The organism is Alphaproteobacteria bacterium, from assembly GCA_035625915.1.
Classification (GTDB): domain Bacteria; phylum Pseudomonadota; class Alphaproteobacteria; order JACZXZ01; family JACZXZ01; genus DATDHA01.
Map to the genome: position 1 here is coordinate 12,815 of DASPOR010000183.1, position 15,220 is coordinate 28,034.

A 15,220-nucleotide genomic window follows, 5' to 3' on the forward strand; every position below is an offset into this window, starting at 1 on the left:
GGGGTCGGTGCTACATCCGCAACCTCGGATCGAGCGCGTCGCGCAATCCATCACCCAGAAAGTTGAAGCTCATTACAGTAATTGTGATCATAACACCCGGAAATATCGCCAGCCAAGGCTCGGAATCGAAGTATCCCTGAGCGTTCGTCAGCATATTCCCCCAGCTGGCGAGCGGCGGCTGCACGCCATACCCAAGATAGGAAATATAGCTTTCGAGAAGGATGGCGGTGGCGACTTTGAGCGTTGCGGCGACGAGGAGCGGAGCCACGATATTGGGCATGAGCTCGCGCACCATGATGCGGATACCGCCTGCACCCAATGCCCGCGCCGCCTGCACGAAGTCTTGCTCTTTGAGATGCAGGATTTCGGCGCGGATAATGCGCGCCACCTCCATCCACGAGGTCAAGCCGATGATGAGCGAGATCGAGATCAGGGTGGGCGTGATGAAAGCCGCGACGACGAGCAGAAGGAAGATCTGGGGAAAACACAACATCATGTCGACGAAGCGCATCAAGAGCGTGTCGATCCAACCGCCGTAATAGCCTGAGACGAGGCCGACGAGCGCTCCGGTCAGGACCGTCGTCGCCATGGCGACGAGCCCGACGATCAGCGAGATCTGGCCGCCGTAGAGGAGGCGACTCAGCGTATCGCGCCCGAGTTCGTCGGTGCCAAGTGGAAACGCGAGATGGGTCAAGGGTGCGAAGAAGCGGACGGAGGTGTCGAGCTCGATAGGATCATGCGGAGCGAGGACGGGGGCGAAGAGTGCTGCAAGGCAAAGGAGCACGACGGCGACCGCACCCAGGACCGCCGGCCGGTGGCGCATGAAGCGACCAATGAGCGTCTGGCGCCTGGTGCGCGCGCTCATGAGAGGCGCACGCGCGGATCGAGAAGCGCGATCGCGACATCGGCGAGGAGGTTGCCGAGGATCACGAAGAATGCCGTGAACATGACGAGCCCCATCAGGATCGGATACTCCTTCATCGTCAGCGCATCGACGAAGAGCCGCCCCATTCCCGGCCAGCCGAAAACCGACTCCGTCACGAGTGCGCCCGAGAAGAGGATCGGCAGGTCGGTGCCGAGAAGTGCGATCAGCGGCTTCACCGCATTGGGGAAGGCGTGGCGGAAGAGGCGCTCGCGCGGCCGCAGCCCCTTGGCGCGGGCTGTGCGCATGTAATCCTGGTGCAGCACCTCGAGGAAGGCCGAGCGCGCGTAGCGGCTATATGTGGCGGTGATCACCAAGGCGAGGACGAGGGTCGGCAGGATCAGGTGGCGCAAGAGGTCGACGATGTTGCCTTCCTCCCCCAGCTCGTACATGCCCCCACTCGGCAGCCAGCCAAGATCGACGGCGAAGATGAAGATCGCCATGAGGCCGAACCAGAAGGTGGGGAAGGAGAGCGCCACCAACGCCCCGGTCGTCGCCAGGTAGTCCCAGATCGAGTAGCGGCGCGAAGCACCGATCATGCCGATGCTGAGACCCAGGAGGATGGCGATCGAGAGAGCCGATCCCATAAGCAGCAAGGTCGCCGGCAGCCGCTCGAGGATGACGATGAGGACGGGACGACCGCCGAAGAAAGTGTAGCCCCAATTGCCGCTGAACATGCCCGTCGCCCATTTGAGGTACTGGATGTGGACGGGCTGATCGAGACCGAAGATCGTTTTGATGCGTTCGATGTCCTGGGCCGTGATCGTCGGATTCAGCGTGTAAACGGCAAGTGGGCCCCCCGGCGCCAGGTGCATAAGAGCGAAGCCGATGATCGAGACGCCGATCAGCATCGGAATTGCCCCGACGATACGGCGGCCAATGTAGGCGAGCATGCCGCCTCCTCAAGGTCCGTAAAGATGGCAGGCGACGACTTGTCCGCCCGGCAGTCGAGTCGGTCGTGGTGTGTCGTGCGCACAACGCGACATCGCCTTCGGGCAGCGCGGGTGGAAGGCGCAGCCCGAGGGCGGGTTCGCTGGTGACGGAATGTCTCCCCCGAGCACGGCGCGGCGGCGCGTGCGCCCCGGTTCGGGCGTGGGCACGGCCTGAAGGAGCGCTTCGGTATAGGGATGCTTCGGCGCGAAGAAAAGCGACTCACGTGGCGCCGTCTCGACAATCCGACCGAGATACATGACGGCGACGCGGTCGCAGATATGGCTGACGACGCCGAGGTTGTGCGAGATCAAGATGAAGGTAAGCTTGAGCTCGTCCTTGAGATGCTTCAGCAAGTTCATGATTTGCGCCTGGATTGATACATCGAGCGCCGAAACGGGCTCATCGGCGACGATGAGGCGCGGTCGCAAGGCCAGCGCCCGGGCGATACCGATGCGCTGGCGCTGCCCGCCGGAGAATTCATGCGGATAGCGACTAACCGCCTCGGCGGGCAGTCCCACCATGGCGAGAAGTTCCGCGACGCGATCCTCGATCTCCCGCCCGGCGGCGACGCGATGGATCTCGAAGGGTGCGGCGAGAATCCGCCCTACCGTCATTCGCGGGTTCAGCGACGACATCGGGTCCTGGAAGATGATCTGCATACGTCGCCGGATCGGCGTCATCATGGAGGGCGAGAGGCGCGTAATATTACGTCCTTCGAAGACGATCGAGCCGGCGGAAGGCTCGATCAGCTTCAGGATCGTCTTGCCGGTGGTCGTTTTCCCCGAACCGCTTTCGCCGACGATACCGAGCACCTCGCCCGCGGCGAGATCGAGGTCGACGCCGTCGACGGCCCGCACATTACCGACGGGGCGGCGGAATAGCTTTGAGAGGATCGGGAAGTGGGTGTGGAGGCCGCGCACCTCGAGCAGTGTCTCAACCATGGCGCGGCTTCCAGCAGGCGACCTCACGTCCAGTCCCGTGAGGGACGAGAGCCGGCCTCAAGCGGTGGCAGGCCGCGTCGGCATAGGCGCAGCGCGGGGCGAACGCGCAACCTGCGGGAAGGTCGGCGGGCGTCGGCACGACGCCAGGGATCTCGGCCAGTTCCGGTTCGGGGACGCGCACGATGCGCGGGATCGAGCGCAACAGGCCCTCGGTATAGGGGTGGAGCGGTGCTGTGAATAGCGCCTCGGCCGGGCCCGTCTCGACGATGCAGCCGGCATACATGACGGCCACACGGTGCGCGGTCTCGGCGATGACGGCTAGATCGTGCGTTATGAGCAGGATCGCCGTCGCCATTTCGCGCTGCAGCTGTGTCAGCAGCTCCAGGATCTGCGCCTGGATGGTGACATCGAGCGCGGTCGTCGGTTCGTCCGCGATCAGCAACGAGGGGTGACAGGCGAGCGCCATGGCAATCATCACCCGCTGTCGCATGCCGCCCGAGAGCTGGTGCGGATAGCTCACCGCCGCTTGGTCGGGCCTCGGGATGCCAACGACGGTCAGGAGCTCGCGCGTGCGAGTGCGTGCGGCGCGCGCGGAGAGGCCGAGATGGCGGATGAGCGCCTCGTCGATCTGCAGCCCAATCGACATGATTGGGTTGAGCGAGGTCATCGGCTCCTGGAACACCATCGACAGGCGCGAGCCGCGGAGATCGGCCATGTCGCGCTCGGGAAGCTCGAGCAGGTCGCGGCCCTGGAAGAAGATGCGTCCCGCCGGCACTTCGGCCGGCGGCTGCTCCAGCAGCCCCATAACGGCGAGCGAGGTCAAGGTCTTGCCGCTGCCGCTTTCGCCGACGAGACCCAAGGTCTCGCCCTCATGGAGTGCGAAAGAAACGCCGTCGACCGCGTTGAGGACACCACTTGGAACGCTGAAGCGCACGGTCAGGTTTTCGACGCGCAGGAGCGCCTCCGCCGCATCCATTGTGGCCTCGCGTGTGGTCGTTCTCGTGGCACCGAACGTCACTACCGCCGCACTGCCGACCGCAAGTGTTCTTCGTCATTTTTTTAGAGGCGCTTCGTCGGGGCGTCGCCGCACACCGATAAAGACGCCATAAATTCCACGACGGCCAGCGTAGTACACGATATGCCGCGGCGTAAAGACCGGGCGCTTTGCACGCATGTACCTAATTGCCGCCACCAAAATCATAGGAACTTCGAACCCACCACACTAGTTGCGCGGGCCATGGTCATCGCCCAAACTGGCCTTCTGTCTCCAAGGGATCAATCCTCCCTTGAGCCATGAAACCGGCCGGAGCGAAGCGAGGGCCGGGTTCCGGGACTATCGATGTCCGCCATTGCGGGCTCGGCAAAACGGACTGAGCCATACGGCTCGCACCGTTAACGCGGGTAGGAAAGAGTAAAAGTGACGCAAAAGCGAGTGCCAGGGGTGTGACCATCGGGAGGGGCATTCACATGAAATCACCTAAGCTAGCTATTTTCATTTTCGCTTCCTTAATTCTCGTCGCGGGAGGCCATGCGCATGGAGCCGAATTCCTGACCGGCAAGGCGCTCCTGAGTCTCTGCGAGGATAAAACCCCGCATGGCTATAACCCGGGAATTTGCATTGGCTACATCTCGGGCGCCAGCGATCAGTTGGACGGCTTGAAGGGCTCGGCGTTGCCGGATTTGAATTATTGCCTCCCCAGCACGGCCTCGACCGGAGAGCTGCGAGAGGTGGTCGTCAATTTCCTGAAGCAGCATCCCGAACGCCTCGACCAGCAAGCGAGCTTTCTTATTTTCGATGCACTCACGAGGGCGTATGCCTGCGCTGCGCATTGACGCGTGATCGACTCCGGGGACTAACTCGCAACACCCTGTGCCGTGTCTTCGGGTCGGTTGACTTCATGCCGGCGGCATCTGTCATATCTCAGGCACTTCGCGGCACGGCGTAATCCGAGGGATGCGTCGCCTGAAATTCGGCCCGCCTCTCGCAGCGCTCCGATAGGGCGTCGAGGGTTGGAAAGCGTCCAACCTGTAGCCGTTCGGGATCGACCATGCGGACGTAACGGATCATGCAGGCCGTTGTGATCTGCGCCTGGTCGAGGTGCGCGCCCTCTGGCCAGGGTTCGGCGGCGAGTTCGGCGATGGCACCCGACCCTTGCGTGAGGCAGCGCGCGATCCACTCGGGCCAGCGATAGGCCGATGGCCGGATCAGCCGTTCATAAGTGGCCGCACCGATCTTGTCGATCGTACCTGTCGCAAGAGCAATGTGGCGCAGGGCCCGCCGTCGCTCGGCACCCGTTCGAGGAAGGAGGGCGCGGGAGGGGCCGACGCCCTCGTCTAGCCAATCCAAAATGGCCGCCGAATCGATAAGCGTTTCCCCATCCGCCAGTATGAGCGACGGGATGCGGCCGAGAGGGTTGATCCGCCGCATGGCCTCGAAATCGGCGAATACCGATCGCGTGTCGTGTTCATAGCTGAACCCGAGGACGCGGAGCGATATTGCAACGCGGCGCACGTATGGCGAGTCGTATTGCCCGACCAGAATCATCGCCAAATCCTCCGTCGCTCGCATGAATTAATTGGCGCGCCGGGAGACCATCGCCAAGGCAAGCTCAGGGCAGATTGTATATCGCTCGGACGGCTGCCTTGCGGATATTTGACCCCGCACGGGGCCAAAATAGGCTTTTCCGCGACCCCGTGTCCCTGTATGTTGCGCCGGCTAAAAGGCCAATATTCCTAGGGCTCCGGGATGGGGGGCCGTCGCTCGGCACGGAGAGTGTCGCGCTCGCCATACGAAGGTCGGGGGTGCTTCGCCCTCGACCCTACCAATGTCCCTTCGAACGATCTGCCGGCCGAGGTTTTCAAGGTGTCGAGCGTCCGATTTGGCTCGCGTGTCGCCCGGGATTGTCGCCCGATAAGCGAGGGTTGCGAGCGGGGGATGCGTATAGAAGGTGGACCTTGTTGTGGCGATAGCGACGCGTGCCGATCGGTCATGCCCCTACCAAACGTTTTTTCAAAGGCATTTGGGCTGGCCATAACAAGGATTTTTGCATTGTAGGCTCGCTGGGATCCCATATGAAATTCACAGCTGATCGGCGGGCCGCACTGCGAGGACCGTGCGTCGAAATGTCCCTGCGCGGACATCGAGCCCATGTGCTAACGAAACCCGCCGGGCCCGCGAGGGGTGCCGCGGGCGGTGCGTGACAAATAGAGGCGAGGGAAGTGCTCGGCGTTAACGATCTCTCCTGGCGAATGCGACGGAATCTGGCCACGGCGTGGCCGGAAAAGGCGTACCGAGTGGATTTTTTCCCCGCGCGCTTCATGCTGCGGCGCATCCTGGTATGCAACTGCCCCGAGGCGGTCAGGCACGTCCTCGTCGACCGATTTGACAATTACGTCAAGAGTTCGCTTGTGCGCGAGCTCCTCAAGCCGCTCGGCCGCGGAATGATCAGCAGTGAAGGCGAGACCTGGCGCCGGCAGAGACGGACGGTGGCGCCGACATTCCAGCCGAAGCGGCTCGAAAGCTTTGCACCCCAGATCGTGGCGGCGACGAACGAGCTATTGGCAAAGTGGGATCGCGAACCGGAGGGTGCGGTCGTCGATCTCGCGGTGGCGCTTGGAGCGCTGACGCTCCAGATCGTGACGCGAACGTTGTTCTCGATCAACATACGCGGCCATGCGGGCGAGCTTCGCACCGCGTTCCTGAATTTCGACAATTTCAGCAGCCGGCCGGCACTTGCCGATATGATCGGCCTGTCGCGCTGGATCGAGCGCAAGCAGCCGCCGGAGATGGCGGGTGCGAGAGCGCTTCTCGACCGGATCGTCTTCGGGATCATCGCAAGGCGGCGGCGCGCCGGCGGACCGGCCGATGACATGCTTGCTTACCTTCTCGCGGCACGCGACGGCGACGGTGCCGGGGACGATGATGAGCTGCGCGATCAAATCGCGACGTTCTTCTCGGCGGGTCACGAAACGACGGCGAATGCGCTCGGCTGGACGTTCCACCTTCTAGCACAGCACCCTGCGGTCGAAGCCAAGCTGCACGCGGAGCTGGCGACCGTGCTTGGCGGCCGTCCGCCATCCTATGGCGATATCGGCACGTTGCGTTACACGCGCATGGTCATCGAGGAGGCGATGCGCATACTTCCCGGCGCCAACATAATCCCGCGCGAAGCGCTCGAGGACGACGAGGTCATGGGCCATAAAGTGCCGAAGGGCTCGACGGTGATGATCTCTCCGTGGGTCCTGCACCGGCACGAGAAATTGTGGGACCGGCCGCGCGAGTTCGATCCCGAGCGCTTTTCGCCGGATCGTGCAAAGGAGCGACGCAGGTTCGCGTACATTCCCTTCAGCGTTGGCCCGCGCGCCTGCATCGGTGCTGGTTTCGCGATCCAGGAGGCGGTATTGGTGCTGGCGACGGTGGCGCAACGCTTCCGTCTTCGACCGGCACCCGGCCCGGAGCCGGTGCCGGTCGGCATCGTCCTGATCCGGCCTCGCGATGGCCTGTCAATGCGCCTCGAGCGTCGCTGAAGCGCCCTTTGCGGCGGGCCGTTCAACGCGAACGAATCAACACTTTTCGCCGTGGCGGCGACAGGAACGCACGGAGCCCTGGGGTTGAGCCCTCCGCTCAGCGCCGGCCGCAATGGCGCCTTCAAAAAATGAAATCTGCGGCAATGTGGGGATGCGTGATCCTTCACATACCCCGCGAACTCGCGTCGCTTCGGCCAGGCGGGCTAAGCAGGACCCAGAATCGTCATTCGTTGATGGCAAGTCACGGTGCGGCGTGCGAAGATCGGGAGGAGGAGGTACGCCGTGGATCGTATCGACCTTCGCTCCGACACCGTGACCAAGCCCTCGGACGGTATGCGGCGCGCAATGGCGACCGCCGAGGTCGGCGACGACATGTACCGCGAGGACCCCTCGGTCAATCGGCTGCAGGACCGTATTGCGGAACTTCTCGGCAAGGAAGCGGCCCTTTTCCTACCGAGCGGTACCATGGCGAATCAGGTCGCCCTCCGGGTGCTGACGAGGCCCGGCGACGACGTGGTCGTTGGCCAAGAGGCTCACGTTGCATGGCACGAGCTGGGTGCCGCGGCGGTCAATTCGGGCGTGCAATTCACCGTTGCCGGTTCGGGCGGGACCTTCACAGCCGCTGATTTCCTCGCGACTTACAAGGCCCCGGGACACGTCGTCATACCCTCGACGGCACTGGTGGCTCTCGAAAACACGCACAATCGAGGCGGGGGCATTGTCTTTCCCCATCAGGACTCGCTTGCGGTCTGTCAGGCGGCGGCACACCTAGGGGTGCGCAGCTACCTCGACGGGGCGCGGCTCTTCAACGCCGCCGCGGCGACCGATCTCACACCCGGTGAGCTTGCCGAACCTTTCGATATGGTCTCCGTGTCGCTCTCGAAGGCGCTCGGCTGCCCTGCCGGCAGCGTGCTGGCCGGCCGCGCACTCGACATGCCCCGCGCGGTGCGCGCGCGAGGCATGTTCGGTGGTGCGATGCGGCAAGTGGGCATTCTCGCAGCCGCGGGCCTCTATGCGCTCGATCGGAATCTCGCCCGAATCGCGGACGACCACGCCAATGCACGCCTTTTGGCCGAGCGATTGGCGGATGTCCGCGGCGTGCGCATCGATAAATCGACGGTTCAGACGAACATCGTCGTCTTCCGACTGGAGGAAGGCGCTCCCGACGCCGCGAACGTCGTCTCCCGCGCCAAGGCAGAGGGAGTGTTGATCGCGGCACTCGCCCCCCGCACGGTCCGGGCTGTAACGCACCTGGACGTGAGCCGCGAACATTGCAGCCGGGCCGCCGATCTACTCGCGCGCGTGATCGAGCAGCACTGAACGGACCCCGCGTCCGATCCGGGCACGGCACCGATCACGCACGATGCCCGGACTTTCGGCGCCCGACCTTTCGGACCGGATGACTCCAAACAGTCAGTTCGACGCCGAAGCCGGCGTGACACCCACATACTTGAATTGGTGGGTCACATCCCCGTCCGGGTATTTCGGATCGTGCTTCACCTGGTAGGCGCTGATCACCTTGGTCACCATGTCCCCGTTCGCGTCGAACGCGACCTCGCCCTGCAAGGTCTTGAGGTTCGTCGACTGGATGGCGTCACGCACGGTGTCGCGGTTCACCTCCTTGCCGCTTGCCGCAACGCGCTTAATGGCGTCGATGATCACGAATGCGGCGTCATGGGACGTGATCGAGTAGTCCTCCGGGGGCTTTTTGTAGCGGGCCGTAAAGCGATTGGCCCATTCCTGAATAGCCGGATCGTCCGTTACGTGAGGCGAGGGAACCGTTGCATACCATCCATCCGCCGCCGGAAAGCCGACACCCTTGAGAAAGTCTCCGCCGACCAGACCGTCTCCTCCGCCCTTGACCGCATTGGGAATGACCTCGTAGGCCTGCTTCGCAAGCTTGACCGTCGCGACGGCGTTGCCGCCGACATAGAGGCCGTCCGGCCCCATTCCCTTGATCTTCGTCAATACGGTCGTGTAGTCGGCCTCCTTCGGGTTGAGCTGGTCGCGGCCCAGGACTTTGATCCCGATCTTCTTGGCCTGACCCTCGAAAGCGTCGGCAAGGCCGACGCCGTAGGCGCCGCCATCGTCGAGCACGTAGACCGACTTCACGTGAAGAACGTCCTTGAAGTAGTTGGCCATGTTCGGGCCCTGATAGGCGTCGGTCGCGACCATGCGAAAAAAGACCGCCTTGCCCTTCGGGCGAAATTGTCCTGCGAATTTCGGATCGGTGAGGTCCGGATTCGTCGCAGACATCGTGATCGCCGCAAGGTTTGCCTCCGACAGGATCGGGAGCATCGCCTTGGCCTCGCCGCTCGTGGCCGGACCGACGATCGCGACGACTTTCGAGTCGGACGCTAACTTGCGCGCGTTCACGGCGGCCTGGGCTGGATCGTATTGTCCCGTGGTCGCAGTACCGCTGTCGAGCACAGCCGCATCGAGCTTGTAGCCCGCCACCCCGCCTGCGGCGTTCGCGTCGTCAATGGCGAGCATCGCGCCATCTTTCATCGTCGTCGCCAATTCGGCGTCCCCTCCCGTGAGCGGAAGCTCGATGCCGATCGCGACGGTCTTATCGGCGGCCCCCGCTGGGGCGAATAAGCCGAATGCGGCCGACATTGCAGACGTGGCGATCGCAACCGCCAAACGGTTCCAGCAGATGGAACGGGTCATGTGATTTCCTCCCCCCTCGCGTCGGTGAACGGATCCCGTGATCGTACGTGGCGCCCCCGCAGGCCGACGTGCGCGTGAGTTTTGGCGCCTCCGAAAATCGAAGGCGATTCTAATTTATAACATGCCATGTCACGAGAATCCGAGGCCCGTTGATGCCCTGCAGTTGAAGAGCATCTTCGCCCGTGCGTCGGTTGGAGAGACTAGTGTGGCGAATCCGAAATTCGCCACATCTGGGTGCGGGCCCGGGAGCGAATTTCGGATTCACAGCCACACGAGGAATATATTGTATCTCGTGTGGTATTCGGGTTTGAAGTTCCTAAACGCGGATGCCACCAAAATGCTAGGAACTTCAAATCCGCCACACTAGGCGGTCGTGCGCCCGAGGAGGTACTTCGCGATCAAGTGGTCGAGCGAGATCAGGCCGGGGCCGCGCGTGAGGATGAAAAGGAGCATCGATGTCCAAATCAAGTGCTCATTCCAATCCTCGGGATAGACGAGAACCTCGATCACGAAGGTCATGGCGAGCATCGGCAACGTCGCGAGCCTCGTGCCGAGGCCGATGACAAGCAAGACCGGCGTCGAAAGTTCGACCGAGGCCGCAAGCGTTGCGGCGAGTTCGGGCGGCAGAAGGGGCACTTTGTACTCGTCGCGGAAAAGCGCCACCGTGGTCTGCCAGCTCGCGATCTTCGTCAGTCCCGAACTCCAGAAGACACCGCCGACGCAAAGCCGGAAAAGAAGCTGAAAGGCCCACAGCGGGAACCGCTCCAATGCCGTGAGAATTGATCCCGCGCGCTCACGCCAACCGAATTTCACGGGCAAGACGGCACTCCGGTCATTCACGATTTACGCTCCATCCATTCGGCCGACGCAATTGCAAGTCCAACCACGGCCTCATCGCGGAAAAGTTCGGCAAGTGCCGCGGCGAGATCGAATGGGGGCGTGCCATCTTCGCCAGATGCCAGCTCGAATGCCCGTTCGAGAGTCTCGCCGCGCGCGAGCGCGCGGCGGAACGCGAATGACGCGGGAGCGAGCCGGCGATAAACCACATCCATACCGCGCCGGCGAAGCTCGAGGCGGACTCCACCCGCGCCGATATCGATCGATCCTTCGCCCTCGGCGTCCGCTTGGTTCTCGCGCCAGATACGATCGATCGGCCAGGGCGAGGCGAGGTGGCGGATCGAAGGGTGCAAATGAAAAACGAGGCGCCCCGTATCCTCGGGCGCGAAAGCGCCAAGGGCGCTCGGCGCCAAGGGTGCCGCCTCCGCGGCAGTCGCCGCTTCATGCATGAGCCACTCGAGCCGCGCCGTGTCGGCGAGGTAGACAAGCTCAACGCAGGGCGGGAATTTTCCGAGGAACGCCGGAAAGTCGGCGCCATAGGTCGTCAAGCACGGTTGTTGCGGCGGCCGGCTCCTGATGAACTCATGGGCGGCGTAATCGAAGAAGCGTTCATCGACGAGACGGCAGATGACCGGGAATGTTTCCTTGAGTGCGGCCGTGAGCGACGCCATGACATTGTTGCGATAGACGGCAAGCCGCTCGGCCGGCGTGAGCCCGTCGTCGAGGATGAGCCCGGCAATACCATCCTCCGCGTCATTGAGAATGGCGTCGCGGAAGTTGCGTTGAACTTTACCGAGCGTCGACATTTGCGAGCAGCGCGGATGCAGCGATCTTCCCGGCTTTCCTTGCCTCGGCAAGGAGTTCGGGGAGGGCCGGCAAATTCTTGTCCCACTCGATGAGGCTCGGCACCATGCCGAAGCGGTCGACTGCTTGGCTGTAAAGCGCCCATACCTCGTCGCACACGGCAGCGCCGTGATCGTCGATAAGAAGCGGCCGGCCCCTGCGCTCGGTCTTAAAATGTCCGGCGAGGTGAATTTCGCCCACGATGTCGCGCGGAATTCGCTTGAGATACGCCGCGGCGTCGAGGCCGAAGTTGACGGCACTCACGTAGACGTTGTTCACGTCGCAGAGAAGGCCGCAGCCAGTCCGTCGCGCAAGTGCTGCGAGGAACTCGGGCTCGGGAATCGATGAGGTGCTGAAGCGTAGATAGGCGGAAGGATTCTCGACGAGAATCGCTCGGCCAAGAGATTCCTGGACGATGGCTACGTTGCGGCTTACGACGTCGAGGGTCTCCTCCGTGTAGGGGAGGGGGAGGAGATCGTTGAGGTAAATCCCCTCGTTCACGCTCCACGAAAGATGCTCGGAGACGGCGAAAGGCTCCGTCTCGGCCACGAGTGCCTTGAGGTGCCCCAGATGCGTACGGTCGACACCCTCGGCACTGCCGAGCGATAGGCCGACGCCGTGGAGGCTCAAGGGGTAATGCTCGCGCACCGCTAGGAGACGGGCGCGTGCCGGTCCCCCGCCCATGTAGTTCTCCGGATGAACCTCGAGCCAGCCGACAGGCGGGTGGGTGGTCAGGATTTCGGTCAGGTGCGGCGCGCGCAAGCCCACGCCGACTTTCGTCGCGATCGTCTTGCCCATGCCATCCGCCCGATCCATCGCCCCATCCCGCCTTCGGCAGCGCCCGATGTTACGCCTTCGGGGTCAGGCTCGCACCCTGGATCTTGGAGCAAGTGCCGACGGGCACATAGATCCAGGATTTGGGGTCGTTGGAAACCTTGGCTTCACCGGCGCAGGAATGCACACCGGTTGCACCGCAGTCGTTCTTGCCGGCGGCGGCGACGCCGTAGCATTTCTCCGCCTGGAACGACGGTGCGGGTGCGGGGCCCGCGTTGGCGAGAAGCGGCAAGGCAACGGTCGCCGCGACGGCGGATGCGATCAAAAGCGAGCTTTTCATGTGAACCTCCTGAACTTGACCAGTTCCCGGCCGCATTCTCCGCTCGAGTCGACCCGAGGGGAGGTAATGCGCGCCGGCACCATCCGCAATCTAGGTGCGGGACCGCTCACGAACTCATCAGCAAGCGGTGACCTCACGCTCATGTGTAAGGCCGTGAGGCGTCCAGATTTTCGCGCTGGCGTGGCTATGAATCCGAAATTCGCCACATCCGGGTGTGGGACCGTGGGCGAGTTTCGGATTCGCCACACCAGGCTTGGCCGCCCCCTCCCGCAGTAAGGCATCGTTAACATCTGGTACACCAATGTCGCGCACACTGCCGTCCTGGATTTGAAAGAAGGGCTTGTATTGAGATGCCCCCGTTGCCGCCCCAGAATCCTCGATACAATTTCAGCGCGATGTCGGTGCTCATCGTGGAGGACAACGTTTTCGCGCAAAAACTCGTGCGCGACATTTGCAGGACATTCCGGTTCGGCGAGATAGTCGTATGCGGGTCGTCGGAAGAAGCACTCGAGACCCTCAAGGCAAAGCGCGTCGACTTCATCATCAGCGACTGGGACCTGGGCCCCTCGTCGAAGATGGACGGTCTCGAACTCACACGGCACATTCGTCGCGACCCCGCCAGTTCGGATCCCTACGTGCCGATCGTCATGTTGACGGCCCATGCCGATATGGCCCATGTGACCCGCGCGCGGGATGCCGGTGTCACGGAATTTCTCGCCAAGCCCATCTCGCCGGTTCTTCTCCTGGCGCGGCTTACCCATATCATCGACCATCCGCGCCCCTTCATCCGGCATGGCGATTACTTCGGACCGGATCGGCGCAGGCGCGTCGTACCGATCGACGGGCCGGAGCGGCGTGGAAACGCGGCGGCGAACGCAACGTCGAGCGAAACGGTGGCTGGCTCAAGTGCCGGCAGCGGGCCAAAGAAAAATCTCTCCGCCGCCGACGTTTCGGAAATTTTGCCCGAAACGGCGACGCCGGCAAGGGCTGATCAGGGGACAGGAGCCACGACATGAATGCGGCGACCAGTGTCGAGATTATCGACATGCCGAATCGACTCGCGGAACGGGCGGCGAAGCCGGGCGGCCTGACACCCGATGAAATGGTGCGTGCGGGCCTGGCCGCTATTGCGAAACACACAACGCGTTACCAGGACGAGCGGCGAAAGGATCTCGACGAGCTAAAGGCGCTCTTCGCGCGGTTCACCTACGCGCCGTCTTCCAACCTCAAGCTGCTCGACGACATTCGCCGCAAGGCCGACGACCTCAGGAGCCACGCCACCACGTTCGGCTATCCGATCGTGACCGCGGTCGCCGATTCACTCTCGACTCTCGCCGAACGGCTCGTCGCAACGGATGCAAGCACCCGGTTGGCGCTTGAGGCGCTCGAGACCCATGTCCGGGCGCTTACGCTGCTGATTGAAAAGAACATCACGGGCGACGGCGGCGCCTATGGGGGCGAACTCATCGCGGGGCTCAAGGGCGTTATCGACAAAGTTGCCGTGGAATAAGCAGGAAGATCGCGGGATCAGGCGCTTTTGACCGCTCGGCTAAGCTGAACTCTCTCGGCGCGTCCGAGTCCTTCCTGCTCGGCCCAATCGCGGCTGTTGAGCACCTGCCCGTCCCTTCGTACCCGCTCCGTATGCGTGAAATCGATATCGGCGTAGAGCCACTGTGCACCGTTGAGCGCACCCTCGGCGATGATCCCTGTATCCGGGAGCCCACGATCGGGTGGCGCATAAACGCCGGCAGCACCCACATTGACGTCGACCGCGGGAGACCACGGCGCCTCGCCGACCGTCGGCGCCATCGCCACGTAGCACTGGTTCTCGATGGCACGGGCCCGGCAGGCAATGTTAACGCGGCTGTAGCCCGCGACGGCGTCCGTGCAGCTCGGCACCAGGATCAGGCGTGCGCCGGAATCGCACAGGCGGTGCACAAGAAGCGGAAACTCCACGTCATAGCAGATCGCGATTCCGATCGGTCCGAGGTCCGTCTCGAAGAGGCGAAGACGATTTCCGCCCTCGATACCCCAAAGCTCGCGCTCGAAGCGCGTCATGACGATCTTCTCCTGGCTGCTGTATGGGCCGTCGGGCGAAAAGAGGTGCGTCACGTTGTGAAATTGTCCGACAGAGTTGCCGACCGGCAGGCTCGCGGCGGCGATGTGAACGCCATACCGTCGGGCGAGCTCGGCGTGCAGTTCCAAGAAGGGCTCGACGAACTGCTTCATTCCTTCGATCGATGCCTTGAGATCGCCCCGCGAATTCTCATCAAGGAGGGAGGCAAGTTCCATTCCACCGTATTCGGGAAAGAGAAGGAGTTCAGCGCCGTTGCCGGCGGCCTCGCCGACCCAGCTTTCGAGCTTCATGCGATAGGCGTCCCAGCTTGCCAAAAGCTCGATCGGGTACTGTGCCGCGGCGATGCGCATGGCTGG

16 protein-coding genes are annotated in these 15,220 nt (G+C 63.0%); 5 read left to right on the forward strand and 11 right to left on the reverse strand.

Annotated elements, in window-relative coordinates:
* Positions 1-10: 10 nt before the first annotated feature.
* The 4 genes from VEJ16_14245 to VEJ16_14260 are packed head-to-tail and all read right to left on the reverse strand — an operon-like array spanning position 11 to position 3,772.
* Entirely contained in the window at positions 11-865 is an 855-nt protein-coding gene (locus VEJ16_14245) for an ABC transporter permease (protein HYB10823.1), read from the reverse strand.
* On the reverse strand, positions 862-1,815 hold the full coding sequence (locus VEJ16_14250) for an ABC transporter permease (GenBank protein HYB10824.1): 954 nt from the start codon (positions 1,813-1,815) through the stop codon (positions 862-864). The genes VEJ16_14245 and VEJ16_14250 overlap by 4 nt, the downstream gene beginning before the upstream one ends.
* 9 nt (positions 1,816-1,824) lie before the next feature.
* On the reverse strand, positions 1,825-2,796 hold the full coding sequence (locus VEJ16_14255) for an ABC transporter ATP-binding protein (GenBank protein ID HYB10825.1): 972 nt from the start codon (positions 2,794-2,796) through the stop codon (positions 1,825-1,827).
* Positions 2,789-3,772 carry an ABC transporter ATP-binding protein gene (locus VEJ16_14260; GenBank protein HYB10826.1) on the reverse strand — a complete coding sequence of 328 codons (984 nt, stop codon included), beginning with the start codon at positions 3,770-3,772 and terminating at the stop codon, positions 2,789-2,791. Before VEJ16_14260 ends, VEJ16_14255 begins: the two co-directional genes overlap by 8 nt.
* A gap of 491 nt (positions 3,773-4,263) precedes the next feature.
* On the opposite strand from VEJ16_14260, the gene VEJ16_14265 reads away from it, so the two are divergent.
* Positions 4,264-4,629, forward strand: coding sequence for a Rap1a/Tai family immunity protein (locus VEJ16_14265; GenBank protein HYB10827.1), 366 nt, complete (start codon positions 4,264-4,266; stop codon positions 4,627-4,629).
* Positions 4,630-4,717: 88 nt separating this feature from the next.
* Here the strand turns inward: VEJ16_14265 and VEJ16_14270 are convergent, their stop codons facing one another.
* Positions 4,718-5,341, reverse strand: a complete 624-nt coding sequence (locus tag VEJ16_14270) for a glutathione S-transferase N-terminal domain-containing protein (protein HYB10828.1) — start codon at positions 5,339-5,341, stop codon at positions 4,718-4,720.
* Positions 5,342-6,090: 749 nt separating this feature from the next.
* Here VEJ16_14270 and VEJ16_14275 point away from each other — a divergent pair.
* Positions 6,091-7,323, forward strand: a complete 1,233-nt coding sequence (locus VEJ16_14275) for a cytochrome P450 (GenBank protein ID HYB10829.1) — start codon at positions 6,091-6,093, stop codon at positions 7,321-7,323.
* 282 nt (positions 7,324-7,605) lie between these two features.
* Positions 7,606-8,643: a GntG family PLP-dependent aldolase gene (locus VEJ16_14280; GenBank protein HYB10830.1), complete on the forward strand. Its 1,038-nt coding sequence runs from the start codon at positions 7,606-7,608 to the stop codon at positions 8,641-8,643.
* A gap of 93 nt (positions 8,644-8,736) precedes the next feature.
* On the opposite strand, the gene VEJ16_14285 is transcribed toward VEJ16_14280, so the two are convergent.
* From VEJ16_14285 to VEJ16_14305, 5 genes are all read right to left on the reverse strand, one after another.
* Positions 8,737-9,993 carry a branched-chain amino acid ABC transporter substrate-binding protein gene (locus VEJ16_14285; protein ID HYB10831.1) on the reverse strand — a complete coding sequence of 419 codons (1,257 nt, stop codon included), beginning with the start codon at positions 9,991-9,993 and terminating at the stop codon, positions 8,737-8,739.
* Between the two features lie 363 nt (positions 9,994-10,356).
* Entirely contained in the window at positions 10,357-10,833 is a 477-nt protein-coding gene (locus VEJ16_14290; protein ID HYB10832.1) for a DoxX family protein, read from the reverse strand.
* Positions 10,830-11,636 carry a DNA-binding domain-containing protein gene (locus VEJ16_14295; GenBank protein HYB10833.1) on the reverse strand — a complete coding sequence of 269 codons (807 nt, stop codon included), beginning with the start codon at positions 11,634-11,636 and terminating at the stop codon, positions 10,830-10,832. Before VEJ16_14295 ends, VEJ16_14290 begins: the two co-directional genes overlap by 4 nt.
* Positions 11,620-12,489 carry a DUF692 domain-containing protein gene (locus VEJ16_14300; GenBank protein HYB10834.1) on the reverse strand — a complete coding sequence of 290 codons (870 nt, stop codon included), beginning with the start codon at positions 12,487-12,489 and terminating at the stop codon, positions 11,620-11,622. Before VEJ16_14300 ends, VEJ16_14295 begins: the two co-directional genes overlap by 17 nt.
* 31 nt (positions 12,490-12,520) lie before the next feature.
* Entirely contained in the window at positions 12,521-12,787 is a 267-nt protein-coding gene (locus VEJ16_14305) for a DUF2282 domain-containing protein (protein HYB10835.1), read from the reverse strand.
* A 395-nt stretch (positions 12,788-13,182) separates the two neighbouring features.
* Between VEJ16_14305 and VEJ16_14310 the strand changes: the two genes are divergently transcribed.
* Together VEJ16_14310 and VEJ16_14315 are read left to right on the forward strand one after the other, a co-directional pair.
* Positions 13,183-13,803, forward strand: a complete 621-nt coding sequence (locus VEJ16_14310) for a response regulator (protein HYB10836.1) — start codon at positions 13,183-13,185, stop codon at positions 13,801-13,803.
* Positions 13,800-14,297, forward strand: a complete 498-nt coding sequence (locus tag VEJ16_14315) for a hypothetical protein (GenBank protein HYB10837.1) — start codon at positions 13,800-13,802, stop codon at positions 14,295-14,297. The genes VEJ16_14310 and VEJ16_14315 overlap by 4 nt, the downstream gene beginning before the upstream one ends.
* Before the next feature lie 17 nt (positions 14,298-14,314).
* Here the strand turns inward: VEJ16_14315 and VEJ16_14320 are convergent, their stop codons facing one another.
* The gene (locus tag VEJ16_14320) at positions 14,315-15,214 is read right to left on the reverse strand and encodes a carbon-nitrogen hydrolase family protein (GenBank protein HYB10838.1); all 900 of its coding nucleotides are present in this window, start codon (positions 15,212-15,214) and stop codon (positions 14,315-14,317) included.
* Between the last annotated feature and the right edge of the window lie 6 nt (positions 15,215-15,220).

Bases quoted from the DNA above. Each gene is read 5' to 3' on its own strand.
- VEJ16_14245 (HYB10823.1), bottom strand. From the start codon at position 865: ATGAGCGCGCGCACCAGGCGCCAGACGCTCATTGGTCGCTTCATGCGC.
- VEJ16_14250 (HYB10824.1), bottom strand. From the start codon at position 1,815: ATGCTCGCCTACATTGGCCGCCGTATCGTCGGGGCAATTCCGATGCTG.
- VEJ16_14255 (HYB10825.1), bottom strand. From the start codon at position 2,796: ATGGTTGAGACACTGCTCGAGGTGCGCGGCCTCCACACCCACTTCCCG.
- VEJ16_14260 (HYB10826.1), bottom strand. From the start codon at position 3,772: ATGGATGCGGCGGAGGCGCTCCTGCGCGTCGAAAACCTGACCGTGCGC.
- VEJ16_14265 (HYB10827.1), top strand. From the start codon at position 4,264: ATGAAATCACCTAAGCTAGCTATTTTCATTTTCGCTTCCTTAATTCTC.
- VEJ16_14270 (HYB10828.1), bottom strand. From the start codon at position 5,341: ATGATTCTGGTCGGGCAATACGACTCGCCATACGTGCGCCGCGTTGCA.
- VEJ16_14285 (HYB10831.1), bottom strand. From the start codon at position 9,993: ATGACCCGTTCCATCTGCTGGAACCGTTTGGCGGTTGCGATCGCCACG.
- VEJ16_14295 (HYB10833.1), bottom strand. From the start codon at position 11,636: ATGTCGACGCTCGGTAAAGTTCAACGCAACTTCCGCGACGCCATTCTC.
- VEJ16_14300 (HYB10834.1), bottom strand. From the start codon at position 12,489: ATGGATCGGGCGGATGGCATGGGCAAGACGATCGCGACGAAAGTCGGC.
- VEJ16_14305 (HYB10835.1), bottom strand. From the start codon at position 12,787: ATGAAAAGCTCGCTTTTGATCGCATCCGCCGTCGCGGCGACCGTTGCC.
- VEJ16_14310 (HYB10836.1), top strand. From the start codon at position 13,183: ATGTCGGTGCTCATCGTGGAGGACAACGTTTTCGCGCAAAAACTCGTG.
- VEJ16_14315 (HYB10837.1), top strand. From the start codon at position 13,800: ATGAATGCGGCGACCAGTGTCGAGATTATCGACATGCCGAATCGACTC.
- VEJ16_14320 (HYB10838.1), bottom strand. From the start codon at position 15,214: ATGCGCATCGCCGCGGCACAGTACCCGATCGAGCTTTTGGCAAGCTGG.